Here is a 23,992-nt window from a genome sequence, read left to right on the forward strand (position 1 = left end):
CTACGAAAGCACCCCCGGGAAGCACGGCCGGCAGGACAACCGAAAGGGACGTCGTGACATCGCAGTCCACCGCACCTGGCCCCCGCGCGAGCCGACGAGAGTGGATCGGGCTGGCCGTGCTGGCACTGCCGACACTGCTGCTCTCACTCGACATGAGCGTCCTCTACCTCGCCCTCCCCCACATGAGCGAGGATCTCGGCGCCACGGCCACCCAGCAGTTGTGGATCATGGACGTCTACAGCTTCATGATCGCGGGCTTCCTCGTCACGATGGGCACCCTCGGCGACCGGATCGGCCGCCGGCGGCTGTTGATGATCGGGGGTACGGCGTTCGCGGTCGCGTCCGTGCTCGCGGCGTACTCCACCTCCGCGGAAATGCTCATCTCGACCCGCGCCCTGCTCGGCGTCGCCGGAGCCACCCTGATGCCGTCGACGCTGTCGCTGATCGGGACGATGTTCCGCGACCAGCACCAGCGCGGCGTGGCGATCGCGGTGTGGATGACCTGCTTCATGGTCGGCATGACCGTCGGGCCGCTGGTCGGCGGCGTACTCCTGCAAAACTTCTGGTGGGGTTCGGCGTTCCTGCTCGGCGTTCCGGTGATGGCGCTCCTGCTGGCGACGGCGCCCGCGCTGCTGCCGGAGTTCCGGGACGAGCAGGCCGGCCGCATCGACCTGGCGAGCGTCGCCCTGTCGCTGGCCACTGTGCTGCCCGCGGTGTATGGGCTGAAGGAACTCGCCCACGGCGGCTGGCACACCGGTCCCGCGCTGGCGGTCCTGGTCGGCCTGGTGTTCGGCGTACTCTTCTGCCGGCGTCAAGTCCACCTTGACGACCCGCTGCTGGACCTGGAGCTCTTCCGCTCCCGCCGGTTCAGCACCGCGCTCTGCATGAACTTCGGCGGCGCGATCGTGATGGCCGGAACGTTCCTGCTGATCAGCCAGTACCTCCAGCTCGTCGCCGGCATGTCGCCGCTGCGCGCGGGCCTGGCCACCGTCCCGGTGAACGTCGCGATGGCGATCAGCTCGATGCTCACCCCGCAACTGGCCCGTAGGTTCCGGCCGGCCGTCGTGTCCGCGGGTGGGTTCGCCCTCGCGGCGCTGGGCCTGGTGGTGGTCGCGCTGGCGGCCGGTGGTTCTGCCGGGTCGTACGGACTCGCCGCTTTGCTGGTGGGCTTCGCGCTGACCAGTGTCGGCATCGCCGCGCCGTCCGCGCTCGGGGTCAACCTCATCGTCGGCGCGGCGCCGCCCACGAAGGCCGGCGCCGCGTCCGGCATGTCGGAGACCAGCGGCGAACTCGGTGTCGCACTCGGCGTGGCGACACTCGGCAGCATCGCCGCGGCCTTCTACGTCGCCCGGGTCGACGTCCCCGCCGGCGTCCCGGCCGCGGCGGCCGACGCGGCGCGGGAGAGCCTGCCCGGCGCGGTGGTCACCGCCGGCGGCCTGCCCGAGCCACTGGCCGCCGCGCTCCTCGGGTCAGCTCGCAGCGCGTTCACCGGTGGCCTCGCGATCGCCGCGGTCGTGGGTGCTGTGGTCCTGACGGCGGTCGCCGTCGTGTCCGGTGTGATGTTCCGTCACCTCCGGTCGTACGGGGACGAGGCTGCCGCCGCGTCCGGCGCTCCCGCCTCCGAGCCCGTCGACGTCGACACCACAGCCACGCCTGCCTGACCGGCCCCGTTCCCGGCCCGGGTCCGCGCCCGGCGCCGGGTGAGCGCCACCCCGGCCAGGCACAGCACTCCCCCGGCGAACGCCAACGGCACCGGTGCCTCGCCGAGCAGCAGCCAGCCGAGCAGGATGGCCACCGGCGGCACGAGGTACGTCGTGGCGCCCATCCGGCCGGCGCTCGTCCGCGACAGGGCGTACGCCCAGGTCGTGAACGCAACCGCGGTGGGGAACGCCCCCAGGAACACCACCCAGCCCAGAGTGGACGGCCGGGCCGCCGCGGTCTCGCGTACCAGCTCCGGACCGAACGGCAGACAGGCGACCGTCCCGATCACGCACGCCAGCCAGGTCACCTGCAACGCCGGCAGGCGCGCGAGCAAGGGCTTCTGCGCCACCACCCCGACGGCGTAGGCGACCGCGGCGACCAGGCACAACAGCACGCCGACGGTGTCGGCGGCCGACCCCGCGGACGTCGCCACCCCGATCACCGCCACGCCGGCGAACGCGACCGCGCTGCCCAGCAGCAGTGAGGCCGGGAACCTCTCGCCGAGAAACGCACCGGCCAGCAGGGCGATCAGGATCGGCCCGACGTTGACCACCATCGCCGCGGTGCCCGCGTCGACCCGGCGTTCGGCCGCGTTCAGCGCGACGTTGTAGACGCCGAACCACAACACGCCGCACACCACCAGCCGGGGCCACAGCGACCGCGCGGGCCAGGGGGCAGGCCGGGTCAGCATCACCACGCCCAGCACGACGCTTCCGACGAGCAGCCGCCCGAGGGACAGTGCTCCGGGCGACAGTTCGGCGCCGACGTGGCGGATCGCGACGAACGCCGAGGCCCACAACACCACGGTGGTCGCCGCGGCGACCACCGGCAGCCAGGTCGAGGTTCGGGACGTGGACGGGACGCTGGAGGATTCGGTCGAACTCACCTGAGGACTGTAGACAGCCGACCCTTCGGCCGGTCCCGAACCATGCGACGGCGGGCCGTCGCCTTCTCGGGGCGCAGCGCTGCGCCGGTCAGCGCTGGGTGGGCCGGGCCTGCACGAAGACCCACTGGTGCCCTTCGAGGTCCTCGGCGACGTAGCTTCGGGCCGCGTGTGAACTGATCGCGCTGACGATCCGCGCCCCGTGGTCCCTGACGTGGGCGAAATGGGCATCGAGGTCGTCCACGTGCACCCACGGAACGTGCGTACGCCGAGCCGGGACGGGTTCGGTGCCCTCCTGCCGGAAGAGCATCACCAGGCTGTCGCCCACGTGGAAGTCGATCCAGCCCGGGCGTTCGCCCTCCTCCGGCGCCCGGTCCACGTCCCAGGAGCCCAGCCCGAACACCTCGCGCAGCCAGCGCGCCGCCGCCGGCGGGTCCTCGTAGTACAGCGCCAGCCCCAACCGGCCGACCTCGCGAGGCGTACGCGGCGCGGTGTGGCGGCGCCGGCTCCACGCCCGGAAGGTGCGGAGCATGTTGGCCCAGCCGAACCCGACGGTCGCCGGGTCACCGCCGGGACGGAGGTACTGCGAGACCCGGACGCGGGTGCCGCCGGTCCCGGTCGGCTCGAACCGCACGTCGGTCTCGGTGTCCTGCACGCTGCCCCGCAGCACCAGCCGGGCGCCCGGCTCCCAGACCGTGATCCGGTCGGTCTCCAGCACGTCTCCGGCCGGCTCGTCGTAGATTTCGAGTACGCGGCCGCCGACGCCGGGCTCCATCCGCAGCTCGGCGAGCCGGGAGCTGTCGTGGTGGTTGATCGGCCCGCGTACCCACCACAGGTCGATCTCCTCGGTGAACACGGCGAACGCGGTGAACCGGTCGACGTCGACCTCCACGCTGGCCTGCGCGGACGTGTCGTTCGTGGAACGGCTCACGAGCGGCTCCGGCGTTCGACGTGACGGCGGAACGAGCCGAGCTGCTCGGTCCAGTGGGCCTGCACCTGGTCCAGCCAGGCCGACACCGCGGCGAGCTGGTCGGCACGGAGGGAGAAGATCCGCGCGCGGGCGTCGTCGGGTGGCCGCTCGTCGGTCACCAGGCCGGCCCGCAACAGGACCCGCAGGTGCCGGCTCATCACCGGCGCGGACGTGCCGAGCTCGCGGGCCAGCTCGCCGGCGCGGTAGGGCTTCGCGCCGAGCAGCTCGACCACGCGGCGCCGGGTCGGGTCGGCCAGGGCGCCGAACGCCTCGTCCACCCGCGTCTCCATATCCTTTCCCACGGCGAAATAGTTGCACTTTCCGATAACAATTGGCAAGCTGCGCCGCATGACCGAGACGAAGCTCCCCACCGTCGTTCCGATGCTCGCCTACGAGAACGCGACCGCCGCGATCGAGTTCCTCACCACCGCGTTCGGCTTCACCGAGCACTTCCGGTTCACCGACGACGACGGCCGCATCACCCACGCCGAACTCGGCTGCGGCGGGGGCGGCGGGGGCGGCGAGGACGGCGACGGCGCCATCATGCTCGTCGACTTCGGCAACGGCTACGAAAGTCCCGCCACGCACGTGCGGACCTGCGAGGCCGCCCGGCGCTGGATGGACACCCCGTACATCGTGAACGGCGTGTTCGTCCAGGTCGACGACGTGCGCGCGCACTTCGAGCGGGCCAAGGCCGGCGGGGCCACGATGCTGTCGGAGGTCGCGGACACCGGGCACGGGATCCTCTACCGGGCCGCCGACCCCGAAGGTCACCGCTGGATGTTCAGCCAGCCCAGCGAGTAAGGCGTTTCTCCCTCGCGAACACGCTACGGTCGCGGCGTGGAGGAGATCGGCGTCATCGAACGCGTCTGGCGGTATCCGATCAAGTCGGTCGGCGGTGAATCCCTGCGCCAGGCCGACGTCGAGGCGCGCGGGCTGGTCGGTGACCGCCGGTTCGCCGTCCGCGACGCCCGGGGCAAGTTCGGGTCGGGCAAGAACACCCGGCGGTTCACGAGGATGGACGGCCTGCTCCAGCTGGGCTCGCGGCTGTCTCCCGGCGCCGACGAACCCGTCCTGCTCGACGTGGACGGCACGCCGGTCCCGGACGCGAACCAGTTCCTGCGCACCTACCTGAACCGGGACGACGTCGAACTGGCCCGCGAGGGTGAGATCTCCCACTTCGACGAGCTGCCGGTCAGCGTCCTCACCACCGCGACGCTGGACTGGATCCGGGCCGCCGTGCCCGACGTCCCGGTGGACGAGCGGCGCTTCCGGCCCAACCTGCTGGTCCGGACACCTCCGGGCTGCCCGCCGTTCCTCGAGGACGGCTGGTCGGGCCGCGAGGCCAGGATCGGCACCGTGGGGCTCACGTTCGTACGGTCCTGCGAACGCTGCGTCATGGTCAACGCGGCCCAGCCCTCGCTCCCGCACTCCTCCGACGTGCTGCGCGCGATCGCGGCCGCACACGACAACTGCCTGGGCGTACTCGCCACGGTCGCCGCGGCGGGGTCGATCACGATAGGTGACACGGTGGTCCTGGACCCGGCAGCCACGCCGTAGGTTCCTGTGCGCCGCCCGCGATGATCGTCCGCGGAGGCTCCCCGGCAGGTTCGCGCCGATTCACGTACGGTGGGCGCCCGGCGGTCCCGTAGGTGCGACCGGTCGCCTCCGCCCGCTGTCAACCAGACGTGAGGAGACCGACACCGATGACTCAGCGCGCGCAGCCCAACCCGCCCACGGTCGACCTGAGCGGCCTGCTGGGCTCCCTGCAGACTCTGCTGCTGGCCGGCCCACGGCTGGAGGAGTTCCTCGGGAAAGTGGCCTCACTGGCCTCCGCGATCACGAATCCGCCCGCTTCGTGCGGCATCACCGTGCACCAGGACGGGGAGCCGGTCACCGTGGCCACCAGCGACGACCGGGCCGCTCTGGTCGACCAGAAGCAGTACGACTTCCACGAGGGCCCGTGCATCGACACGCTGAACACCGGCGACATCATCGAGGTGCGGGACCAGTCGGCCGACATGACCTGGCCGAAGTACAACCCGGCCGCGGCCGAACTCGGCGTCCGTTGCTCCCTCAGCCTCCCCCTGTCCGTGGACGACGAGACCCTCGGCGCGCTCAACCTGTACGTGTTCGAGGAGCCGCACGCGTTCGACGGCGACCAGCGCGCCCGGGCGGAGACGTTCGCCGCGCAGGCGTCGACCGCGCTGGCGCTCACCGTGCGTCACACCGAACAGGCCGACCTCACCTCCCAGCTGGAACAGGCCCTGGTCTCCCGTACCTACATCGACCAGGCCGTCGGCATCGTGATGGGACAGCAACGCTGCGACGCCAACCAGGCGTTCGACATCCTCCGCAGGCACTCGCAGAACAACAACCGGCGGCTACGCGACGTGGCCACCGACCTCATCAACCGGGTCAGCGGGAAGCCGCCCGTTCCTCCCCGGCCTTTCGAACGCTGAGTTCGGCGCTACAGTGGCTGGTGGTTGGGAAAACAGCCGGTGGCCGAAAGGCCGCATCCGTGCACCCCTGCCGAAGGACGGCCATGACCAAGCCGACTCCGACCCTCCAACCACGCTGCGATTCTCCGGACGTCGTTCCGGGCAGCCCCCCTCACAACCTCTCCGACAAGCTCTCTGACAACGTCTCCGGCAACTTCTCCGACACCTTCTCGGGGAACCTCCGTGAGAACCTCCCCGCGGCCGGAACCCTCGTTCCAGCCGTCGAGATCTCCTGGACCGCCGACACCGGCCGCCATCTCGTCGTCACCCTGACCGGTGACGTCGACGTGGCCACGGCCCCGCAGGTCCGTTCGGATCTGCTGCCGCTCATCCACCAGGGCCCGCCGGTCGTGGTGGTCGACCTGAGCGCGGTGCCGTTCCTCGACTCCACCGGCCTGGGCACGCTCCTCGCCGTCCAGCGCCGCGCCGAGGCACTGGACGTCACGCTGCGCCTGGCCGCACCCGCCCGCGGTCCGCGCCGGGCTCTGCACATCACCGGCCTGGACCGGGTGTTCGACGTCTACCCCACCCTGGACGACGCGCTGCGTTCCGCGCCGACCAGAACCGAACCCGCCGACGCCTGACCGGCCGCCCGCCGGCTCCGCCCGCAACCGGCGGCCACCTCGGGCGTACCACCCGGCGAGCAACGCCACCGCCAGCGACACCTCCACCACGTCCCCGCCGTAGAACATCACCTGCGCACCGAGCCGCACCTGCTCGGCGTCGCCGGCAGCACGCGGCAACGTCTCGGCATACATCAGTTTGGCGAGTACGTCGTGACTGCCGGCGGCGAGCAGCAGCACGACCGCGGCGGTACGCGTGGAGGGCCGGCGGGCATCGGGTCACGGCCCGCGACGTACCACGCCAGCAGGCATCCGGCCAGCACCATGTGGACGTCGACCAGCAGGCCGAGGGCAGACTGCCGGCCGGCCGCGGCGAACAGCGGGGTGAGGTAGTACGCGTACATCCCGCCGACCTCGAGCACGAGCACGACCGGCGCCCGGGTGAGGACGCGCACGACCCGGCTGTGCAGGACGGCGAGCAGCAACAACCGCGCCTCCGCGGTGAGCGTTCGCAGCGCGAGCGTCACCGGGGCGGACAGCGCCAGCAGCAGCGGCGCGAGCATGGCGAGGACCAGGTGCCGCACCACGTGCGCCGGGAACGTCGCCTCCGGCGGCATCAGCGGGGTCAACGGGGTAAGTGTCAGCACCGGGGTCATGGTGGCGAGCAGGCCGGCCAGCCCCGCCATGGCCGCCGCCGTACGCCACCACGGCCACCGGACGCCGCGAGCCCGCAGCCGGCCGCCCTGCCGTACGCGACGGCGCCGGCGACCAGCGGGACCAGCGCCGGCCAGGTCCCGCTCATCGCGTGCCCGCTCATCGGTCGGCGATCGCGCGCGGCGCACCGCGGAGCAGGACCAGCCCGACGAGGATGCCGAGGATGCCGGTGAGGTTCCAGACCAGGTCGTACGGCAGCGTCTCGACGCCGTACCGGATCTGGTGCAGGCCGAGCACCTTGTGCTGGAACAGCCCGTCGTACACCTGGAAGCCGCCCCAGCCGAGCAGGCCGCCGGCCCACACCCGCTTCGGCACCGTCGCCTGCCGCCGGTGCAGGTCGGCGTACATGAACAGCCCGCCGACGATCGCCAGCCACCCGGCCGCGTGGAAGTAGCCGTCGGAGACCAGCCCGGCGGTCGGGGTGGAGCGGTCGTAGAAGTGGTGCCAGTGCAGCAGTTGGTGGAAGAGCGTCTCGTCGACGAACGCCGCGACGCCCATCCCGATCAGCACACCCGCGAGGATCGACCGGCCGGTGCCGTCGTAGGGCGGGCGGGCGGATGCGATGTCGCCGCCTTCGGCCCGCGCGGACGGGCCGGGCGCCGGCCGGTCGAGCGGTCCGCTGTCGCTGGGCGGGGTTCCCGACACTGCGACCTCCTGTCGGGGCGGGTGGCTGGGTGGACGCGCCATGCGCCTACCCGGCACGAGCCCGGGTAACCACCGGCCGCTCGTCGACTCAGGTGGCCACGGTGTCACCGACGCCGGCGGAGAGGATCCCGGCGATGCGGTCGCCCGTCGGGTGCGACTCGAGGTCCTCCAGGGTGGCCGGCAGGGCCAGCGACCAGTTGTCGCGGTCCTCGTCGGCGCCCGGCATGTTCGGGCGTTCGGGCTCCACCAGCGCGTCGTCAAGGGTCGCGGTGAGCAGTGTGGCGGGTGCCCGGGCGAGAAGTTCGTACGCCGCGACCACGGCGGCGCCGGAGTCGGCGGCCTCGTCCAGCCCACCGGTCCTGGCCAGCCGGTCGCGGATCGCGGCCGTGCTCTCCTCGTTCGGCTGCTGGCCCAGGCGCCGCTGGCTCTCCAGGTCGCTGCCGTCCCAGAGTCCGGCGACCGTGGGCAGGTCGTGCGTGGTGACCGCGGCCATCGACTTGCTCGGCCAGGTGGTCGGGTCGTCCTCCTCGAACCACAGCAGGCGGTACGACAGGATGTCGCGTTCGGACAGCTCCTCGCGCACACCCTCCTCGACCGTCCCGAGGTCCTCACCGACCACGGCGGCACCGGCGCGGACACTCTCCAGCGCCACCAGCGAGAGCAGGTCGCGGGTAGGGTAACGCACGTAGGCGCCGCCGGCCGGTCCGCTGTCGTCGGGGATCCACCACAGCCGGAACAGCCCCATCACGTGGTCGACCCGCAGCCCGCCGCCCGCGGACATGCCGGCCCTGATCGTGTCGATGAACGGCTGGTAGCCGGCCGCCCGCAGCCGCCACGGGATGAACGGCGGCAGCCCCCAGTCCTGGCCGAGCTGGTTGAACTCGTCCGGCGGGGCGCCGACCGACGCCTCCAGCGCCACCAGGTCCTGCCACTCCCAGGCGTCGAAGCCGTGCGGGTCGAACCCGATCGGCAGGTCCTGCATCACCGCGAGGTCGCGCCCGGCGGCGGCGAGCTGATTCTCCACCAGCCACTGCAGCCAGGCGTGGAAGCGCACCCGGTCGGCGTTCTGCTTCCCGGCTTCGGCGACCGCAGGCCCCTGCGGACGGGACAGCTCGGCCGGCCACTCCTGCCAGTCGGCGCCGTGCCGCTCGACCAGCACCGACCAGGTGGCGAACTGCCGCAGCGAGTCCGGCTGGTGGGCGTACCACTGATCGAACGCGGCACTCGCCCCGCCGGCCCGCCAGATGGCCTCCAGTGCGGACTGCTTGAGCTCCCACACCGCGTCCCGGTCGATGGTGCGGCGGTCGTTCAGCGCCTGCCCGGCGGTGGCGGCGCGGCGTACGTCGTCGGCCGCGAGCTCGGCGCCGGGGACTTCCTCGACGCGGAGGTAGAGGGGGTTGCGGAACCTGCGGCTCGCCGGGAAGTACGGGCTGGGCTGCTGCGGCAGGGACGGCGCGACGGCGCCGATCGGGTTGACGAGCAGGAAGCCCGCACCACGCTGCCGGGACCAGCGGGCCAGCCGGGCCAGGTCGGCGAGGTCGCCCATTCCCCAGCTCTGCCTCGACCGGGTGGCGTACAGCTGGGTGGCCCATCCCCAGGACCGCCGGCCTTCCGGAAGGTGGCAGCGGCGGGGGGTGACGATCAGCCGGCGTTCGGTCCCGGACGGGTCGACCAACGTGTGGTAGCCGAGGGGAAGGCCGGCGGGCGTCCCGGTCCGCACCGCGAAGGTACGGCCGTCCTCCAGCACGACCTCGCCGGGTCCGATGTGGGTCTGCTCATCCTCACCGACGATGAGCGGCCCGGCGTCCCCGGTCGGAGTGCCGATGATCTCCCGCAGGCGCTCGACGACCTCCGGAGGGACCTGTTGTTCCTTGTCCGTCGCATCGACGTACCGGCTCTCGATCCCCCATGCGTCGGGCATCGCCACCTCCAAGATCGGCTGGGACCCGCGGCAGCCATCATCCCGCAGATGTGGAATCTCGCACGCGAAGGGAACGGGCGCGCAGGGAGCGTACGCGGGCGGGAAAACGGATGCGGGCAAGGAAAAAGCCCGCACCACGTGGGTGCGGGCTCAGTCCCCTAACGGTCAACGCTCGGAAGAGGCGTTGCCTTCAGCTCCGGCTCAGACCGGACGGATGTTCTCCGCCTGCGGGCCCTTCTGGCCCTGCGTGACGTCGAACTCCACCTTCTGGCCCTCGAACAGCTCACGGTAACCCGTGGACTGGATGTTCGAGTAGTGAGCGAAAACGTCGGCGCCGCCGCCGTCCTGCTCGATGAAGCCGAAGCCCTTTTCCGAGTTGAACCACTTGACCGTGCCAGTCGCCATGCTTGCTCCTTCAGGGATGCGTTGCCGAATCCACACCGTGTGTGCGGATCGGAGTCGCCGCTACGAGTGCCCCTCCGGAGTAAGTCCGGAAAACAAAGCGCCCGGCGGTCGCAACCGACGAGCGCGTAAACGTTCATGGGTACCACAACTGCAACTCAAGCCATGAGACTAGCACGCCGGTGATCCGTTCGTCGCACGCCTCCGCTTCCAGACCCAAGATCGTGTCTCTCGGCCCCTGTTCGGAGGTGGCGGACTGCCGTCCGGCCGCAGGACAATCGACCCCATGACCAAGCGCAAGCCGCCGGGGACCGGCTTCGAGTCGTGGGTGGATCAGCAGATCCGCGAGGCGACAGAGCGTGGCGAGTTCGACAACCTGCCCGGGACGGGCAAACCGCTCGCAGACCTGGACAAGCCCTACGACGAAGTGTGGGTGATGCGCCATCTGCACAAGGAAGGGCACTCGACCGAGGACCTGCTGCCGCTGCCCCTCCAGCTGCGCAAGGAGGTCGAGCGGCTGCCCGAGACGGTCCGCAAGTTGCGTACGGAGCGTGACGTACGCGAGGCCGTGGCCGACCTCAACCTCCGGATCGTCGCCTGGTTGCGGGCACCACTCGGTCCGCCCATCCCGGTTCGTCCGGCCAACGCCGACCAGGTGGTGGAACGCTGGCGGGCCGAGCGGGCGGCGCAAAAAAGAGACATCCCTCACATCGGCGATTCCGACCCTGATCCCGCCCGTGACCCCGACCCGGCCGGGCAGGCGCCGGCGAGGGCGCGCCGGGGGCGGTTCGGGACCGGTGCGCGTACGGCGGACAGCCGTCCGGCCTGGTGGCGCCGGGCTCTCCGCCGCGGCCGGTCCGGCACCGGCCGCTCCGGCCACTCCGACCGCTCCGGCTGAGCACGCGTGGTGGACCGGCGGCCGCGCGGACTCACTCCGGCAGAACTCTCCCCGCGACCGGTCGCTCCCCGGCCGTGCCCGCTGCCGTACGACCTGACCTGGGACGACCTCGCACCCGCCCTGCCCGGCTTCGGCACGGCCGACGGGGCGCGCGCCTGGGAGTCGTACGAGCGGCGCGGCCTGCACAAGGGCTCGAACTCGCGCATCCTCACACTGCGCTACACCGACGTGGTGGGCGAGAGCCGGGACACGACGGTCTTCGTCACGCGGGCCGGTGGCGAGCAGGCCGGGGCCAGCGGTCTCGGAGGGGTCGAAGCGGTCGTCGGTGAGGGCGCGCGGTACGAGTACCTGGCGGGGCACGGCGTGCCGACTCCGCGGCTGCTGGCAGCGCCACGCGGAGGGGCGGTCGTCGTACTGGAGTTCCTCCCGACTGTCGGCATCGAGCCCGCCGAGGCCGGCGACCTCCTCTCCCTGATCGCCCGGGTGAACGCCGTGGACCGGCCGCCCCTGCGACTGTTCGAGGCCGGTTCCGGACTTCCGCAGGCGCGGTTCGATGCCCTGGTCGAGGCGGCGCTGTGCCGGCTCGCCGACGACCACCGGACGACGCCGCCGGTCGAGGTGGACCGGTGGATGCGGGCGTACCGGCTGGCGGCCGGGCAGGTGGCGACCTGCCCGACGGCGCTCAACCACGGCGAGCTGGGCTTCCAGCAGGTGGGCTGGTCCGGGGCGGGTGACGCGCGGACGCTGGTGGTGTTCGACCTGGAGACCATGGCGATCAGGCCGCGGTTCACCGATATCGCGACCGTCCTGGGGTCGCTGGCCGCGCTGACCGGGCTGAGCGAGCCGGACCTGTTCGCGGAGTACCTCGGCGCGCTGCGGGAGTTCACCGGGCAGCACCTGGACGAGGCGCGGGCGTGGGCGGAGCTGCGTACGGTCCGCGTGGTGGTGGCGTTCGAGTCGCTGCCCTGGCTGGCCGAGGTGGCCGGCCACCCGGACGTACCCGATGCTCCGGGATCGGCGGCGGTGAGCCTGTACGACGACCTGCGCGCGACCGACCTGCTGCCGGCCGCGCTGACCGCGCCACCTGTGCCGCCCGCGTAGTGCGGCGGAGGTCAGCCTCGCTCCGGCCGGCGCAGGACCGCGGGGCGCAGCGGATCGGTCAGGTCGAGGACGACGTCGGCGCGTTCGAGCGGCCGTCCCCGCGCGCGGTAGAGCTCCTGGCCGGGCAGGTAGCGCGCGGCGTACCGCTCGCGGACCGCCTCCCGCGAGCCGAACACCCGCTCGTCGCGCACCTGCGCGCGGCGCAGCGTTTCGGCCGGTTCCACGTGGAGGTAGATCGCGCAGTCCCAGTGGTCCCGCAGCTCGGGGCGGAGGAGGAAGACGCCGTCGACGAGCAGGACCGATCCGGGTTCGGCCCGGCGCGGTGGCTCGTCGACGGGCCGGTCGGTCGCCAGGTCGTGCGCGGCGGTGCGGTACCACCCGTCGCCGCCAGGCCCGAGCGGACGGAGTACGCCGGTGACGAACGCCTCGTGGTCGAAGGCGTCCAGGTAGTACCCCTCCGGGGACAGAGGTCCACGTTGCTGCCGCTGCACCCTCGGCCGGTGGAAGTCGTCCATGCTCACCCGGACGACCGGGACGGCGGGGTGCCGGGCCGCCAGCGCGGCCGCCAGGTCCGCTGTCAACCGCGTCTTGCCGGCGGCGTCCGGGCCGTCCACGGCGACCCGCAACGTGTGGGGAACCTCCCGACCTGCCAGCAACCCGGCCAGGTCGTCGAGCACGTCCGCCCGTTCACCGCCGTACGCCGGACCTGTCGCACTCTCGCCGTACTCCACCCGGGCACCCTATGGTCACCCCACACGCCTTCGAAGGGACCCGCGCGATGAGCAACGACAGCACCGAGAGCGCCGCCGGCACTGGCGGCACTGGCGGCACTGACTCGACCCGCACCGGCATCGCGCCGTGGCTGGCCGTCAGCGACGGGCAGGCGGCGGTCGACTTCTACCGGGCCGCGTTCGGTGCGGTCGAGCTCTACCGGCTCGACGGCGAGGACGGCCGGCCGGTGGTCGCACAGCTGGCGGTCGACGGCGCGGCGTTCTGGATCCAGGACGACCCCGAGAACAGCCCGACGGCGAGCATGCCGCACGGGTCCGGCGGGCCGGTGCGGATGATTCTCACCGTCGCCGACCCGGACCGGCTCTTCGGTCAGGCGGTCGCCGCCGGCGCCACCACGATCGCCGAGGTGCACGAGGACCACGGCTGGCGGGTGGGACGCGTCGCCGACCCGTCCGGGCACCACTGGGAGATCAGCCGCCAGACCGGTTCGGACGCCTGACCGGCCGCTCCCGCTTCCACATCAGGACGCTCTGCAGTGCGCCGTTTACAGGAGGATGAAATATGACTTAATGTGTGCTCGCCCATGGATGATCACCCCACGGCGATCACCCGGTGGCGATCACACGGTCGGCTGCGATCACACGGATCGGTAGGCACCCCATGCCCTCTGCTCGGAAGCTGCGCTCGGTCGCGGTCGCTCTCGCCTGCACGGTCGCGGCCGTCCCGATGGTCGCCGCCTGCGGCTCATCCGGCTCCGACAAGCCGTCCGCCGGCCCGGTGACGCTGACCATGAGCGCGTGGGGCGGCGACGTGGACAAGAAGGTCTACGAGCAGCGGCTCGCCCTGGCGCACAAGAAGTACCCGAACATCACCGTGAAGCTGCAGATGGCCCCGGGCGGCGAGGACTACTCACAGAAGATCTCCACCGCCATCGCCGGCGGCAAGGGCCCGGACATCCTCGAACTCGCCGAGCAGACGTCCGCGTTCGCGACCAAGAACCAGATCCTGCCGCTGGACGACAAGGTGCAGGCGAGCAAGCTGGACCTGACGCGGATGTTCGGGCCGACGGTGCCGAAGATCTTCCAGTACGACGGCAAGCAGTACGCCATCCCGGATCGTTCCGGCGCGATGGTTCTCTATTACAACAAGAAGCTGTTCGACCAGGCCGGTGTGAAGTACCCGACCGCCGACTGGTCCTGGGACGACCTGCTGGCGGCCTCGCGCAAGCTCACCGTCCGCGAGAGCGGCAAGGTGAAGCAGTGGGGCTTCGCCACCATCTCCTGGTGGCCGTACTGGATGACGTTCATGTACCAGAATGGCGGGCGGATCCTGGACGACAAGGGCGCGCCGGTGGTGAACACACCGGAGAACGTCGCGGCCATGAAGTGGTACAACGACCTTGCCTGGAAGGAGAAGGTCTCCCCCACGCCCCGCGACTTCGCCAACTACGGGCAGGGCGTCGGGCCCGACCAGCTGTTCGCGCAGGGCAAGCTCGCCATGGAGATCACCGGGTTCTGGAACATCTCCGCGGCCAACAGCGTCAAGGGCCTCGACTGGGACATCTCCCCGCTCTGGCACGGCAAGAAGCCCGCCACCAGTGCCTTCTTCAACGGCCTCGCGGTGTCCCGCAGCTCCAAGCACGCGGCCGACGCGTGGAAGGTGATCGAGTTCATGGCCGGGCAGGAGGGTCAGCGGCCGATCATCGACAACGCCGAGGACGCGCCGGCCAACGTGCTCGTCCAGCGCAGCGACGCGTTCCTCAAGCCGAAGTGGGCCAAGCGCGACGTCAACATGGACGCGTTCGGAGACTCGGCCGAGGCGATCTTCGTGCCGCCGCTCACCCCGCAGTGGAACGAGATGCTCAAGGTCTTCACCGACAACATCGAGCTGATGATGAACAACAAGGTCACGCCGGAGAAGGCCCTGGCCACCATCCAGCAGCGGCTCGGGCCGGTCATGAAGCAGGGCGGCTGAGCTGTCGGTGGAGCGCTCGGTGAGCACCAACACCGTCTCCCGCCCGCGGTGGACGCAACGCCGCCGCGAGGCGCTGTGGTTCTACCTGATGGTCTCGCCCTGGCTGGTCGGGTTCGTGGTCTTCCTCGCCGGGCCGCTGCTCGCCTCGGCCTACCTGAGCCTGACCGACTACGACCTGCTGACCCCGCCGCACTGGGTGGGCCTGGCCAACTACGTGCGGATGTTCACCCAGGACCCGTTGTTCTGGAAGGTTCTGCGTAACACCGCGTACTACACGTTCCTCGCTGTCCCGCTGTCGACGCTGGCCTCCGTCGCGCTCGCGGCCCTGCTGAACAAGCCGGTTCCGGGGATGCGGATCTACCGGACGATCGTCTACCTGCCGGCCCTGGTGCCGCTGGTGGCGAGTGCGATGTTGTTCGGCTGGGTGCTCGCTCCCGACGCCGGGCTGGTCAACCGCGCGCTTGCGCTCGTCGGCGTACACGGCCCGGCGTGGTTGCTGGAGGAGGCGTGGGTCATCCCGGCGCTGGTGCTGATGTCCCTGTGGGGCGTGGGCACCGGCGTCGTGCTGCTGCTGGCGACCATGCAGGGCATCCCGTCCGAACTCCTCGAGGCCGCCACCATCGACGGCGCCGGCCCACGCCAGCGCTTCTTCCGGATCGTGCTGCCGATGCTGTCGCCGGTCATCCTGTTCAACGTCGTGATGGGGCTGATCGGCGCGTTCCAGGTGTTCAGCCAGGTCTACATCCTCACCGGCGGCGGTCCGAACAACGCCAGCGAGACGCTCGTGCCGTACATCTTCGAGGAGGGCTTCAAGAACTACCGGATGGGGTACGCCTCGGCCCTGTCCTGGTTGCTGTTCGCGGTCATCATGGTCTGCACGGCGGTGGTGTTCCGGTCGTCCTCGCGCTGGGTCTTCTACGAGTCGGAGGTACACCGATGACCGCGCCGGCACTCGCGGAGACAGCCCTTCCGGAGGACGCGGGCCGGGGACGGCGGAGCAGGCCGGTCGGCAGTCACGGCCGGCGGGAGGCGGCGGTGTCGTACGGCGTCCTCACCGTCGTGTCGGCGGTGCTGTCCGCGCCGTTCGTGTTCATGGTGTCGATCGCGCTGTCCTCCGACGTGACCGTGCAGAAGGTGGCGTTCACCCTGCTGCCGCGGGAGTTCCACCTCGACAACTTCGTGCGCGTGCTGGGCTCCGACGCCGACATGGCCCGGTGGATCCTCAACAGCCTGGTCATCGTGACGTTCGCCTGTCTGGGACAGATGTTCGTCAGCGCGATGGTGGCCTACGCGTTCGCCCGGCTGCGGGCGCCCGGGCGTTCGGCGCTGTTCGTGGTGTTGCTGTCCACGATGATGGTGCCGATGGAGGTGACGATCATCCCGCAGTTCGTGTTGTTCCGCGGGCTGGGCTGGATCGACACCCTGCTGCCGCTGATCGTGCCGAACCTCTTCGGCGGGGCGTACAACATCTTCCTGATGCGGCAGTTCATCACCCGCATCCCGCGTGAGCTCGACGAGGCCGCGCAGGTCGACGGCCTCGGCCACTTCGGCATCTTCGCCCGGATCGTGCTGCCACTGATGCGGCCGGTGATCGTGGCGGTCGGGGTGTTCAGCTTCTCGGCGTCGTGGGGGTCGTTCTTCGGCCCGCTGATCTACCTCAACACCGAGAGCAGGTACCCGTTGGCACTCGGCGTGCAGTTCCTGTCCGGCACGTCCACCAACGCCCAGACCCCGCCGTACAACCTGGTGATGGTGGGCGCGCTCTTCCTCACCCTGCCGATGGTGGCGGTCTACTTCTTCAGCCAGAAACACATCTACGAGGTCAACCTCGGCGCGGGCAGCGCGGGAATCCGCTGAGGTCAGGCTCCCCGGCGGGTACGCCGAAGATGGGACAGGTCGTCCACCGCCCGGGTGAGCAGCGCGCGCATCTCGCGTTCGGCGCGCTCCGGGCTCCCCCGCCGGACCGCGGCCAGCACCGACCGGTGCACCGGCACGGAGTCCTCCGCAGCGCCGGACCCGTGCATGTGCCGGTCGCGGACGGACAGGCCGACCTCGATCACGACCTCCATGCGTTCCAGCAGTTCGTTGTGCGCGGCCGCCAGCAGGGCACGGTGGAAGGCGAGGTCGGCCCTGGTCATCGCGTCCGGATCGTCGCCGGCGGCCGCCATCGCGGCCAGCGCCGCGTCCAGCGCGGCGAGGTCCTCGTCGGTACGGCGTTCGGCGGCGAGCCGAGCGCCCGCGGGTTCGACGATGCCGCGGATCTCGTGCAGGTTGGAGAAGAACGCCATGTCGGAGCGGCCGGAGAACTGCCAGCGCAGGATGTCGGCGTCCAGGAGGTTCCAGTCGGCACGCGGCCGGACGTAGGTGCCCCGCTTCTGCCGTGCGGTGACCAGGCCCTTGGCGCCCAGCACCCGGAACACCTCGCGGACGACGGTGCGGCTGATGCCGAGCTCGGACTCCAGGGCGACACCGTCGATGGTCGCGCCCTCGGCGATCTCGCCGGTGAGGATCCGGCGGCCGATCACCTCGACGGTGTGCCCGTGGATGCCACGTCCGTCGTACTCCGCCATGCGCACATCCCTGGGTTCAGCACACCGATCCCCCGCGAGTATCCCCGCCGAATATACCCACCGCACGCAGTGTGTCCGCGCCGTCGCGACCTCACTCGATTGGGTGCTCGGTGGACGGCGGCTGCCACATCAGCGCCGACGCCACCAGCCAGCCGACCAGGCTCAGTCCGGGCGGCGTCGCCGGGGTCGGCGGTCTCGGACATGGCGCTCCTCGAGGATCAGGTGAGGTCACCGGGAGATCGGGTGGACGGAAGCGTACGCGGAAAACGGGATGCCGCGCCGGTCGTTCGGCGACCAGAATCGAGGGCATGCTCGTTGATCACTTTCCCCTGGTGGGACTGCGCCTCACGACGCCCCGGCTGGAGTTGCGGCTGCCCACGCCCGAAGAGCTCGCCGACCTGGCCGACGAGGCTGCCGAGGGCATCCACGACCCGGCCGTGATGCCGTTCCTCGTGCCCTGGACCGACCGGCCGCCGGCGGACGTCGCCCGCGGCGTCATCCTGCACCACTGGCTGCGACTCGGCGGCTGGACACCGCAGTCCTGGTCGCTCAACCTCACGGTCTTCAGCGAGGGCCGGGTCGTGGGCCTGCAGACGATCGGCGCCTCCGACTTCGCCGTCACGAGGACGGTCAGCACCGGATCCTGGCTGGGCCGCCGCCACCAGGGACAGGGCATCGGCACCGAGATGCGCGCGGCGGTGCTCGACCTGGCGTTCACCGGGCTCGGCGCGGACGAAGCCCTGTCCGGTGCCTTCGACCACAACGCGACGTCGTACGCGGTGTCCCGCAAGCTCGGCTACGCCGACGACGGGACCCAGCGGCACGCGGTCGGCGGGAAGCTCGGCATCGAGCGCAGGCTGCGGTTGACACGGGACGGCTGGGAACGCCACCGGAAGGTTCCGGTGAGCATCGAGGGCCTCACCCCGTGCCTGCCGCTGCTCGGAGCGGGCTGACCCTGGCATCGGCATCGCCCAGCGCCATCGACAGCTGCCGCCGCCGGGCCGGGTCCTGGCTGCGCGGATACAGCCCCTGGTAGGCGTAGCGGGCCGAGCCGGTCGGATAGGTGTCCGGCCCGGCCCAGATGCCGATGACGTTGCGCCGCGGCGAGCTCGACCGGTTGGCGCCGCCCCCGTGCAGGATGTTGACGTGGAAGATCACCGCCGAGCCGGCCGGGCAGGTGACCGTCCGGCGTTCGAGGTCGGGCGGCAGGTCCTCCTCACGGATGTTCTGGTCGCCCACCGCGACGTTCTCGTCGGCCAGCAGGTGACTGCCGGGCAGGACGACCGTGGCGCCGTTCTCCTCGGTCATGTCGTCCAGGCACAGCATCGCGGTGAGCAGGTTGGGGGTGGAGTGGTAGAGGTACGGAAGGTCGCGGTGCCAGACGAAGGCACCGCTGGCGCCGGGCGCCTTGTTGACGCACTTGTAGTTGTGGAAGTGGAACTCCGTGCTGTCGAACAACGCCTGCAGGACGTCCAGCAGCGGTTCGTGGCGGATGAGTTCGGCGAACACCGGCTCGAACTCCGGTAGCTCCATCACCAGCCGCACCGCCCGGCCGAGCCGGGCCACGTCGCGGTCCTCGGCGCCGTCGGGGCGGGCGTACTCGCGTTCCAGCTGCACGTGCCCGCGCAGGTGCGGCGGCAGGGCGTCGGGGTCGTCGACGATCCGGCCGACGGCTTCCCGCAACGCTGTCAACGTCTCCTTGTCAAGACAGTCCTCGACGACGAGGTAGCCGTCCCGGGCGTAGTCGGTCCGCCAGCGTTCGGGTTCGCTTCTCATCGCCCGGGGTTCCCTTCGGCTGTGCGGTCAGGTGGCGTACTCGTAGTTCAGCAGCAACAGCACGTCGTCGACGTCGCCGGGCGAGACGCCGGCCGGCAGGTCCACAACGCGCCCGGTCCATGATCCGGTGATCGGCCTGCCGTGCGCCATCGTCTCCAGGGCAGCAAGGCCGGAACCGGCCGGAGTTCCGGACGCCGTGGCCACCACACCGCTGTCGTTCGTCACCACCTGGACCGGCGCGGCGCCCTCGTAGGAGATCTCCAGGGTCGCCTTGCCCGGCAGCGAGGACAGCCCCTTGGCCGAGACCAGGAAACCGACGTTGACGATCGTGCGTTCCAGGACCGACGCCTCGAACAGGTCCGGGCCCACCTTCCACCCGAAGGTGCCGGTGAAGTCGGGCGGCGTACCGCGTGCCTCGCCCAGCTTGCGGGCCGACAGTGCGGCGGTCTCCTTCCGCCCGGCGTAGCGCTTCTTCTCCAGCACCCGCTTGAGATTGTCGTCGAACATCGCTTCGTACTGGAACGACACCCGCACGTCGGTGACCCGGGACAGGTCGAACGGCTGGTCGGGCAGCAGCTCGAGCACCCAGCTGCTCTCCAGGCCGACGTTCTCGAAGAAGTTGCGCTCGCGTGCCTGGAGCTGCCGCATCCGGTCCCGGTGCAGGTAGGACGAGAACGCCGGGAACGCCATCGTGTCGACGTGCCGCTGACGCCGGAACCTCTTGTAGCACAGGCGTACGAGGTCGGGATCGGGTTCGGCGAACACCTGCACGTCGTCGACCGGGCGCTTGTTCCCGGAGTCGACGAAGCGCACCAGCGAGACGCCGTCGTTGGAGAGGTACCCGCGCGCGGGGTGGGCCTTTCCGTCGACCAGGACCTCGACGCCGACCTCCTTGATCCGTTGCTGGTAGGTGCCGGGGTACCACCGGTCGAACTCCGCGAGCTTGGTGGTGAACCTCGTCTTTCCGGTCGTCCGCAGGGCGACGAAGCTGATCGGGTAGTGGCGCGCCAGGGACACCGTGTGGCTGAGCTGTATCGCCTTCTGCGTACGGCCGGTGAGGTCGATGTAGTCGAACCCGCCGAGGTCGTGCAGCAGGCTTTCGGCCGAGGTGTAGCCCTTGCGGGCGTCGTCGTAGTAGGCGTCCTGGACGACGTGCACGTCGGCGTCGCGCTCGAAGTTGAACGCGTCCTCGGCGAGCTTGGCCACGGCCTGGGCGCGGGTGAGCAGCGACTGGCGGATCGCGTTGTACTGCGACTGGATGGCGTCCAGCGTCTTGGCGTCCAGCAGCCGGGCCGCGTTGCTCGCGTACACCGCGGACAGCTGGTCCGACAACGCGTTGATCTGCGCGACGAGCGCGTCCCGGGTGGTCAGCGCGTGCGAGAGCTCCGCCTGGGTCTGGGTGATGCCCTGCCGGATGGCGGCCAGGGTCGTCCTGTACTCGGTGGTGATCTCGCCGACGTTGTCGCAGTTGATCGTGTTCACCCCGGCGAGCACGAGGGAGTCGCCGACGAAGACGTCGAGAGGTATCGCGAGCGCCAGGAAGAAGCCCAGCTCCAGCGGGGTCAGCGGGGCCGCGACGATGCTCGTCGCGACCACGATCGCCGCCGCGAAGAGGAAGCACAACGAGGCGGTCAGCCAGCACCACCAGTCGCAGTCGCACTGGTCCTCCACGGCGTCCAGCGCGACCACCACCTGGTCGACCGCCTTCTCCGCCTGGGCGAGTGCCGCCATCCCCTGGGTCAGGTCGGCGATCCGCTGGTTGATCGCGACCAGCTCCGCCTCCTGCTCGGCCAGCGGACGGCGTACGGCGTCGACCACCTGCGCGAAGTCGTCCAGCTCGAACTGGATCGGCAGCATCCGCGACTCCACCTGCCGCACCCGGTCGGCGATCCGCGCGGCCTGGTCACGCAGGTGTTCGTAGCGAAACAACGGAACCGACGCGGGCGACTGGCCGGTGGGGGTGAGCCGCGCGTCCAGGGCGAGCAGCCGGGCCTTCGCGGTGAACACGCCGGCGATCAGCGGCATCGCCACCGACGCCCGCAGCCGGCCGTCGGCGGCCCGCGGGCCGACGTCCACCGACACCGCGCCGGTCGAGGGGGCGCTGAAGACGGTCGCGGGTACGGCGGGCTCGAAGTCGACGAGCTCGCTCTCGGCCGGCAGCGGGTCGACGTAGCCCGGATCCGGGTCGATCGGCGGCCGCTCACCCAGCGCCGGTTCGAGGCGGAAGTCGGGCGAGATGCGTTCCCGCAGCGCGGCCACGTCGAGCAGGGTGAGCCGGGTGAGATCGCTGTGGTCGGCACACCAGGTGGCGTAGTCGTCCTTGCCGATGCTCGCGGTCAGCCGGTCCAGGAGAGCCGCCCGCCGGGCTCCCAGCTCGTCGAAGACCTGACCGGCCAACTGAATGGTGGTGCGTACGGTCGGGTCGGACGTCTGCGGGCTGACCGCGCGCTCGTAGAAGATCCGGGCATTGGCGGCGTCACCGCGCAGGAAGTACCTGTCGGCGATGCCCACGTGCGCCCGGGCGAGCTTCTCCTGCCGCAGGAACTCGTAGTGCGGGGCCAGCACCCCACCCGAGGGCAGGCCGGCGGCCGCCTTCAGCGCCGCGCCGAGATGGCCGCGGCCGATCAGGTCCTCGACCCTGGCGAGGACCGTCTCCACCTCGGTGTTCTTCGGAAGCGCGTGCGCCGGCGTCGCGTCCGGTGCGACGAGGTTGTCGCGGTCGGCGGACGGAAGCACTTCGCTGCCGAGCGGACCGGCCTGGACGAACTCGCGGCGCGACGCCTGCCCGGAATCCTGGACCGACATGGCGGTCTCCCTTCCCGCGAGCCGGCCGGCCTGGTCGCCCGGCCCCTCAGGCCACGCGGTGCGGAGCCATTGTTCAGCCCGCGGGTGTGAACAGAGCCCGAATGCGAAAATCCTCCCCCTGCCCGGGTGTCGGCGTCCGCGTCGTGCCGCCGGTACGCCGTCCGCGCCATGATGTGGGAGTGGACCTCGACGAAGCGGCGCGGGAGTTGTACGGCCTGGCACCGGAGGACTTCACCTCGGCCCGCAACAAGCTGGCCGACCAGGCCAGGGCCGACGGCGACGCCGCGGCGGGCAAGGCGATCAGGGAGCTGAAGAAACCTACGCTCGCCGCTTGGCTCGCCAACCAGCTCGTACGCGCCGAGGCCGACCGCATCGACGAGCTCGTACAACTCGGTGACGACCTGCGCGACGCGCACGCCTCCCGCGACGGCGACCGGATGCGGGAGCTCACCTCCCAGCGGATCTCCCTCGTCCGCGACCTCGGCCGGGCCGCCCGCGACCTCGCGAGGAAGTCCGGCCGCAAGGTGACCGACACGGTGGGCGACCGGCTCGCGGAGACCCTCGACGCGGCCTCGGTCGACACCGACGCCGCGCGGCTGCTGGGTACGGGCCGGCTGACCAGCGCGCTGCGGCACGTGGGGTTCGGCGTGGTCGACGAGTCCGGCGAGCCGGCCGAGGTGACCCCGATCAGCACCGCGCGGGACCGCCGGACGAACGGCCGGCAGACCACGAAGACCACCAAGACCGCGAAGACCGCGAAGAAGCAGACCCAGGCCGACAAGCGTGCGGAGGAACGCCGGCGCAAGGAGGCCCGGGAGAAGCTGGAACGGGCGGAGGCGGAGCTGGCCGAGGCCGAGAAGGCCCGCGAGCAGGCCGAGGCCGAGCTGGACGCCAACGAGCATCACGTGGAGGACATGCGTACCGCGGTCGAACGCCTGACCGACGAGCTGGAGAAGGTCCGGGCGGAGCTGGAACGCGCCGAGCACCGGACCGGCTCGCTGGAACGCGCCCTCACCAAGGCCGGCCGCGCCGCCAGCACGGCCCGCCGCCGGCGCGACGCGCTGGCCGAGGACTGACGAGAACTGACGAGGACTGATCCGAGGAGATCTCGGGAAACTATAGGCACCGGCACTATCGGATAGTTACGCTATCTGCATGCGGATGGCAGAGCTGAGCCGAACGAGCGGGGTACCGGTCCCGACGATCAAGTACTACCTGCGGGAGGGCCTGCTCCCCGCCGGGCAGGTCGCCCCGCCCAACCAGGCCAGCTACGACCAGTCCCACGTCCGGCGGCTGACCCTGATCCGGGCCCTGACCGACGTGGGCGGCATGTCCATCGCCACCGCCCGCGTCGTGCTCTCGGTGATCGACGCACCGGACAGGACCGTCCGGCAGAAGCTCGGCGCCACCATCGGTTCGCTCGGCGACATCCAGGCGACCGGTGACTCCGGCGGCGCCGACCGGGACGAGGAGCACGCCCAGGCGGCGAAGACGGTGGACGACCTGCTCGAGCGCCGCGGCTGGCGCGTCGACGAGACCAGCCCGGCCAGGGCCGCCGCCGCCGAGGTGCTCGCGAGGTTCGACCGGCTGGGGCACCACCGGGTGATCGCCGCGCTGGACGGCTACGCCGACGCCGCCGAGCTCACCGCCTCCAACGACCTCGACGTCCTCGCCGGGATCGAGGACGAGGACGAACTCGTGGAGACCGCGCTGGTCGGCACCGTCCTCGGCGACGCACTTCTCGCCGCCCTGCGCCGGCTCGCGCAGGAACACGTTTCCGGCAGCCGCTACCGCACACCACCGCGCTGACCGCGCCGAGCGCGCACCATCCGAACC

26 protein-coding genes are annotated in these 23,992 nt (G+C 71.1%); 14 read left to right on the forward strand and 12 right to left on the reverse strand.

Annotation, left to right across the window (positions count from 1 at the left end; translation table 11 throughout):
• The first annotated feature begins 53 nt into the window (after window positions 1-53).
• Entirely contained in the window at window positions 54-1,661 is a 1,608-nt protein-coding gene (locus FHR37_RS18535) for an MFS transporter (RefSeq protein WP_092881128.1), read from the forward strand.
• Here the strand turns inward: FHR37_RS18535 and FHR37_RS18540 are convergent.
• The 3 genes from FHR37_RS18540 to FHR37_RS18550 form a co-directional block, all read right to left on the reverse strand.
• Window positions 1,568-2,587 carry a DMT family transporter gene (locus FHR37_RS18540; RefSeq protein ID WP_092881126.1) on the reverse strand — a complete coding sequence of 340 codons (1,020 nt, stop codon included), beginning with the start codon at window positions 2,585-2,587 and terminating at the stop codon, window positions 1,568-1,570. The two genes, FHR37_RS18535 and FHR37_RS18540, sit on opposite strands and share 94 nt — an antisense overlap.
• Window positions 2,588-2,675: 88 nt before the next feature.
• Window positions 2,676-3,515, reverse strand: coding sequence for a VOC family protein (locus tag FHR37_RS33200; protein WP_092881124.1), 840 nt, complete (start codon window positions 3,513-3,515; stop codon window positions 2,676-2,678).
• On the reverse strand, window positions 3,512-3,856 hold the full coding sequence (locus FHR37_RS18550) for an ArsR/SmtB family transcription factor (RefSeq protein WP_237768577.1): 345 nt from the start codon (window positions 3,854-3,856) through the stop codon (window positions 3,512-3,514). The genes FHR37_RS33200 and FHR37_RS18550 overlap by 4 nt, the downstream gene beginning before the upstream one ends.
• Window positions 3,857-3,902: 46 nt before the next feature.
• On the opposite strand from FHR37_RS18550, the gene FHR37_RS18555 reads away from it, so the two are divergent.
• From FHR37_RS18555 to FHR37_RS18570, 4 genes are all read left to right on the forward strand, one after another.
• The gene (locus FHR37_RS18555; RefSeq protein ID WP_092881120.1) at window positions 3,903-4,358 is read left to right on the forward strand and encodes a VOC family protein; all 456 of its coding nucleotides are present in this window, start codon (window positions 3,903-3,905) and stop codon (window positions 4,356-4,358) included.
• Between the two features lie 36 nt (window positions 4,359-4,394).
• Complete coding sequence (locus tag FHR37_RS18560) at window positions 4,395-5,114, forward strand: MOSC domain-containing protein (RefSeq protein WP_092881118.1); 720 nt, start codon at window positions 4,395-4,397, stop codon at window positions 5,112-5,114.
• A gap of 146 nt (window positions 5,115-5,260) precedes the next feature.
• Entirely contained in the window at window positions 5,261-6,016 is a 756-nt protein-coding gene (locus tag FHR37_RS18565) for a GAF and ANTAR domain-containing protein (RefSeq protein ID WP_092881116.1), read from the forward strand.
• A gap of 83 nt (window positions 6,017-6,099) precedes the next feature.
• Complete coding sequence (locus FHR37_RS18570; RefSeq protein WP_092881114.1) at window positions 6,100-6,639, forward strand: STAS domain-containing protein; 540 nt, start codon at window positions 6,100-6,102, stop codon at window positions 6,637-6,639.
• Between the two features lie 173 nt (window positions 6,640-6,812).
• Here the strand turns inward: FHR37_RS18570 and FHR37_RS18575 are convergent, their stop codons facing one another.
• From FHR37_RS18575 to FHR37_RS18590, 5 genes are all read right to left on the reverse strand, one after another.
• Window positions 6,813-7,304 (reverse strand): cytochrome c oxidase assembly protein, encoded by a 492-nt coding sequence (locus FHR37_RS18575; RefSeq protein WP_237768576.1) that lies wholly within the window; start codon window positions 7,302-7,304, stop codon window positions 6,813-6,815.
• The gene (locus FHR37_RS31810; RefSeq protein WP_237768575.1) at window positions 7,271-7,420 is read right to left on the reverse strand and encodes a hypothetical protein; all 150 of its coding nucleotides are present in this window, start codon (window positions 7,418-7,420) and stop codon (window positions 7,271-7,273) included. The genes FHR37_RS18575 and FHR37_RS31810 overlap by 34 nt, the downstream gene beginning before the upstream one ends.
• An 11-nt stretch (window positions 7,421-7,431) precedes the next feature.
• The gene (locus tag FHR37_RS18580) at window positions 7,432-7,977 is read right to left on the reverse strand and encodes a DUF2243 domain-containing protein (protein ID WP_237768574.1); all 546 of its coding nucleotides are present in this window, start codon (window positions 7,975-7,977) and stop codon (window positions 7,432-7,434) included.
• Between the two features lie 88 nt (window positions 7,978-8,065).
• Window positions 8,066-9,898 carry a 4-alpha-glucanotransferase gene (malQ, locus tag FHR37_RS18585; RefSeq protein ID WP_092881801.1) on the reverse strand — a complete coding sequence of 611 codons (1,833 nt, stop codon included), beginning with the start codon at window positions 9,896-9,898 and terminating at the stop codon, window positions 8,066-8,068.
• A gap of 201 nt (window positions 9,899-10,099) precedes the next feature.
• The gene (locus tag FHR37_RS18590) at window positions 10,100-10,303 is read right to left on the reverse strand and encodes a cold-shock protein (RefSeq protein WP_092653593.1); all 204 of its coding nucleotides are present in this window, start codon (window positions 10,301-10,303) and stop codon (window positions 10,100-10,102) included.
• A 283-nt stretch (window positions 10,304-10,586) separates the two neighbouring features.
• On the opposite strand from FHR37_RS18590, the gene FHR37_RS18595 reads away from it, so the two are divergent.
• Both FHR37_RS18595 and FHR37_RS18600 read left to right on the forward strand, forming a co-directional pair.
• Window positions 10,587-11,198 (forward strand): DnaJ family domain-containing protein, encoded by a 612-nt coding sequence (locus tag FHR37_RS18595; protein ID WP_092881108.1) that lies wholly within the window; start codon window positions 10,587-10,589, stop codon window positions 11,196-11,198.
• Between the two features lie 6 nt (window positions 11,199-11,204).
• A complete protein-coding gene (locus FHR37_RS18600; RefSeq protein ID WP_092881106.1) occupies window positions 11,205-12,299 on the forward strand; it encodes a phosphotransferase in 1,095 nt (364 codons plus the stop codon).
• A gap of 11 nt (window positions 12,300-12,310) precedes the next feature.
• Here FHR37_RS18600 and FHR37_RS18605 read toward each other — a convergent pair whose 3' ends face one another.
• Window positions 12,311-13,030 (reverse strand): nucleoside/nucleotide kinase family protein, encoded by a 720-nt coding sequence (locus FHR37_RS18605; protein WP_237768573.1) that lies wholly within the window; start codon window positions 13,028-13,030, stop codon window positions 12,311-12,313.
• A gap of 47 nt (window positions 13,031-13,077) precedes the next feature.
• On the opposite strand from FHR37_RS18605, the gene FHR37_RS18610 reads away from it, so the two are divergent.
• From FHR37_RS18610 to FHR37_RS18625, 4 genes are all read left to right on the forward strand, one after another.
• Window positions 13,078-13,530, forward strand: coding sequence for a VOC family protein (locus FHR37_RS18610; protein ID WP_092881797.1), 453 nt, complete (start codon window positions 13,078-13,080; stop codon window positions 13,528-13,530).
• A gap of 161 nt (window positions 13,531-13,691) precedes the next feature.
• Window positions 13,692-15,005: an ABC transporter substrate-binding protein gene (locus FHR37_RS18615; RefSeq protein ID WP_092881104.1), complete on the forward strand. Its 1,314-nt coding sequence runs from the start codon at window positions 13,692-13,694 to the stop codon at window positions 15,003-15,005.
• A 19-nt stretch (window positions 15,006-15,024) separates the two neighbouring features.
• Complete coding sequence (locus FHR37_RS18620; protein ID WP_237768572.1) at window positions 15,025-15,945, forward strand: carbohydrate ABC transporter permease; 921 nt, start codon at window positions 15,025-15,027, stop codon at window positions 15,943-15,945.
• Window positions 15,942-16,862 carry a carbohydrate ABC transporter permease gene (locus tag FHR37_RS18625; protein ID WP_092881102.1) on the forward strand — a complete coding sequence of 307 codons (921 nt, stop codon included), beginning with the start codon at window positions 15,942-15,944 and terminating at the stop codon, window positions 16,860-16,862. The genes FHR37_RS18620 and FHR37_RS18625 overlap by 4 nt, the downstream gene beginning before the upstream one ends.
• Window positions 16,863-16,864: 2 nt before the next feature.
• Here the strand turns inward: FHR37_RS18625 and FHR37_RS18630 are convergent, their stop codons facing one another.
• Complete coding sequence (locus FHR37_RS18630) at window positions 16,865-17,575, reverse strand: FadR/GntR family transcriptional regulator (protein WP_092881100.1); 711 nt, start codon at window positions 17,573-17,575, stop codon at window positions 16,865-16,867.
• A gap of 308 nt (window positions 17,576-17,883) precedes the next feature.
• Here FHR37_RS18630 and FHR37_RS18635 point away from each other — a divergent pair, with 308 nt between their 5' ends.
• The gene (locus FHR37_RS18635; RefSeq protein ID WP_092881098.1) at window positions 17,884-18,528 is read left to right on the forward strand and encodes a GNAT family N-acetyltransferase; all 645 of its coding nucleotides are present in this window, start codon (window positions 17,884-17,886) and stop codon (window positions 18,526-18,528) included.
• On the opposite strand, the gene FHR37_RS18640 is transcribed toward FHR37_RS18635, so the two are convergent.
• Both FHR37_RS18640 and FHR37_RS18645 read right to left on the reverse strand, forming a co-directional pair.
• Window positions 18,494-19,351 carry a phytanoyl-CoA dioxygenase family protein gene (locus tag FHR37_RS18640; RefSeq protein WP_092881096.1) on the reverse strand — a complete coding sequence of 286 codons (858 nt, stop codon included), beginning with the start codon at window positions 19,349-19,351 and terminating at the stop codon, window positions 18,494-18,496. The two genes, FHR37_RS18635 and FHR37_RS18640, sit on opposite strands and share 35 nt — an antisense overlap.
• Before the next feature lie 27 nt (window positions 19,352-19,378).
• Complete coding sequence (locus FHR37_RS18645) at window positions 19,379-22,156, reverse strand: Tc toxin subunit A-related protein (protein ID WP_092881093.1); 2,778 nt, start codon at window positions 22,154-22,156, stop codon at window positions 19,379-19,381.
• Window positions 22,157-22,335: 179 nt separating this feature from the next.
• On the opposite strand from FHR37_RS18645, the gene FHR37_RS18650 reads away from it, so the two are divergent.
• Together FHR37_RS18650 and FHR37_RS18655 are read left to right on the forward strand one after the other, a co-directional pair.
• Window positions 22,336-23,232: a hypothetical protein gene (locus tag FHR37_RS18650; protein ID WP_092881091.1), complete on the forward strand. Its 897-nt coding sequence runs from the start codon at window positions 22,336-22,338 to the stop codon at window positions 23,230-23,232.
• Window positions 23,233-23,311: 79 nt separating this feature from the next.
• On the forward strand, window positions 23,312-23,965 hold the full coding sequence (locus FHR37_RS18655; protein WP_092881089.1) for a MerR family transcriptional regulator: 654 nt from the start codon (window positions 23,312-23,314) through the stop codon (window positions 23,963-23,965).
• Window positions 23,966-23,992: the final 27 nt, after the last annotated feature.

This window comes from Actinopolymorpha cephalotaxi, assembly GCF_013408535.1.
GTDB lineage: Bacteria > Actinomycetota > Actinomycetes > Propionibacteriales > Actinopolymorphaceae > Actinopolymorpha > Actinopolymorpha cephalotaxi.

What these genes read in the sequence shown, in the direction of transcription:
- FHR37_RS18555 (WP_092881120.1), top strand. Translation starts at nt 3,903, where the DNA reads ATGACCGAGACGAAGCTCCCCACCGTCGTTCCGATGCTCGCCTACGAG.
- FHR37_RS18565 (WP_092881116.1), top strand. Translation starts at nt 5,261, where the DNA reads ATGACTCAGCGCGCGCAGCCCAACCCGCCCACGGTCGACCTGAGCGGC.
- FHR37_RS18570 (WP_092881114.1), top strand. Translation starts at nt 6,100, where the DNA reads ATGACCAAGCCGACTCCGACCCTCCAACCACGCTGCGATTCTCCGGAC.
- FHR37_RS18575 (WP_237768576.1), bottom strand. Translation starts at nt 7,304, where the DNA reads ATGGCGGGGCTGGCCGGCCTGCTCGCCACCATGACCCCGGTGCTGACA.
- FHR37_RS31810 (WP_237768575.1), bottom strand. Translation starts at nt 7,420, where the DNA reads ATGAGCGGGACCTGGCCGGCGCTGGTCCCGCTGGTCGCCGGCGCCGTC.
- malQ (WP_092881801.1), bottom strand. Translation starts at nt 9,898, where the DNA reads ATGCCCGACGCATGGGGGATCGAGAGCCGGTACGTCGATGCGACGGAC.
- FHR37_RS18590 (WP_092653593.1), bottom strand. Translation starts at nt 10,303, where the DNA reads ATGGCGACTGGCACGGTCAAGTGGTTCAACTCGGAAAAGGGCTTCGGC.
- FHR37_RS18595 (WP_092881108.1), top strand. Translation starts at nt 10,587, where the DNA reads ATGACCAAGCGCAAGCCGCCGGGGACCGGCTTCGAGTCGTGGGTGGAT.
- FHR37_RS18610 (WP_092881797.1), top strand. Translation starts at nt 13,078, where the DNA reads ATGAGCAACGACAGCACCGAGAGCGCCGCCGGCACTGGCGGCACTGGC.
- FHR37_RS18615 (WP_092881104.1), top strand. Translation starts at nt 13,692, where the DNA reads ATGCCCTCTGCTCGGAAGCTGCGCTCGGTCGCGGTCGCTCTCGCCTGC.
- FHR37_RS18625 (WP_092881102.1), top strand. Translation starts at nt 15,942, where the DNA reads ATGACCGCGCCGGCACTCGCGGAGACAGCCCTTCCGGAGGACGCGGGC.
- FHR37_RS18630 (WP_092881100.1), bottom strand. Translation starts at nt 17,575, where the DNA reads ATGGCGGAGTACGACGGACGTGGCATCCACGGGCACACCGTCGAGGTG.
- FHR37_RS18635 (WP_092881098.1), top strand. Translation starts at nt 17,884, where the DNA reads ATGCTCGTTGATCACTTTCCCCTGGTGGGACTGCGCCTCACGACGCCC.
- FHR37_RS18640 (WP_092881096.1), bottom strand. Translation starts at nt 19,351, where the DNA reads ATGAGAAGCGAACCCGAACGCTGGCGGACCGACTACGCCCGGGACGGC.
- FHR37_RS18645 (WP_092881093.1), bottom strand. Translation starts at nt 22,156, where the DNA reads ATGTCGGTCCAGGATTCCGGGCAGGCGTCGCGCCGCGAGTTCGTCCAG.
- FHR37_RS18655 (WP_092881089.1), top strand. Translation starts at nt 23,312, where the DNA reads ATGCGGATGGCAGAGCTGAGCCGAACGAGCGGGGTACCGGTCCCGACG.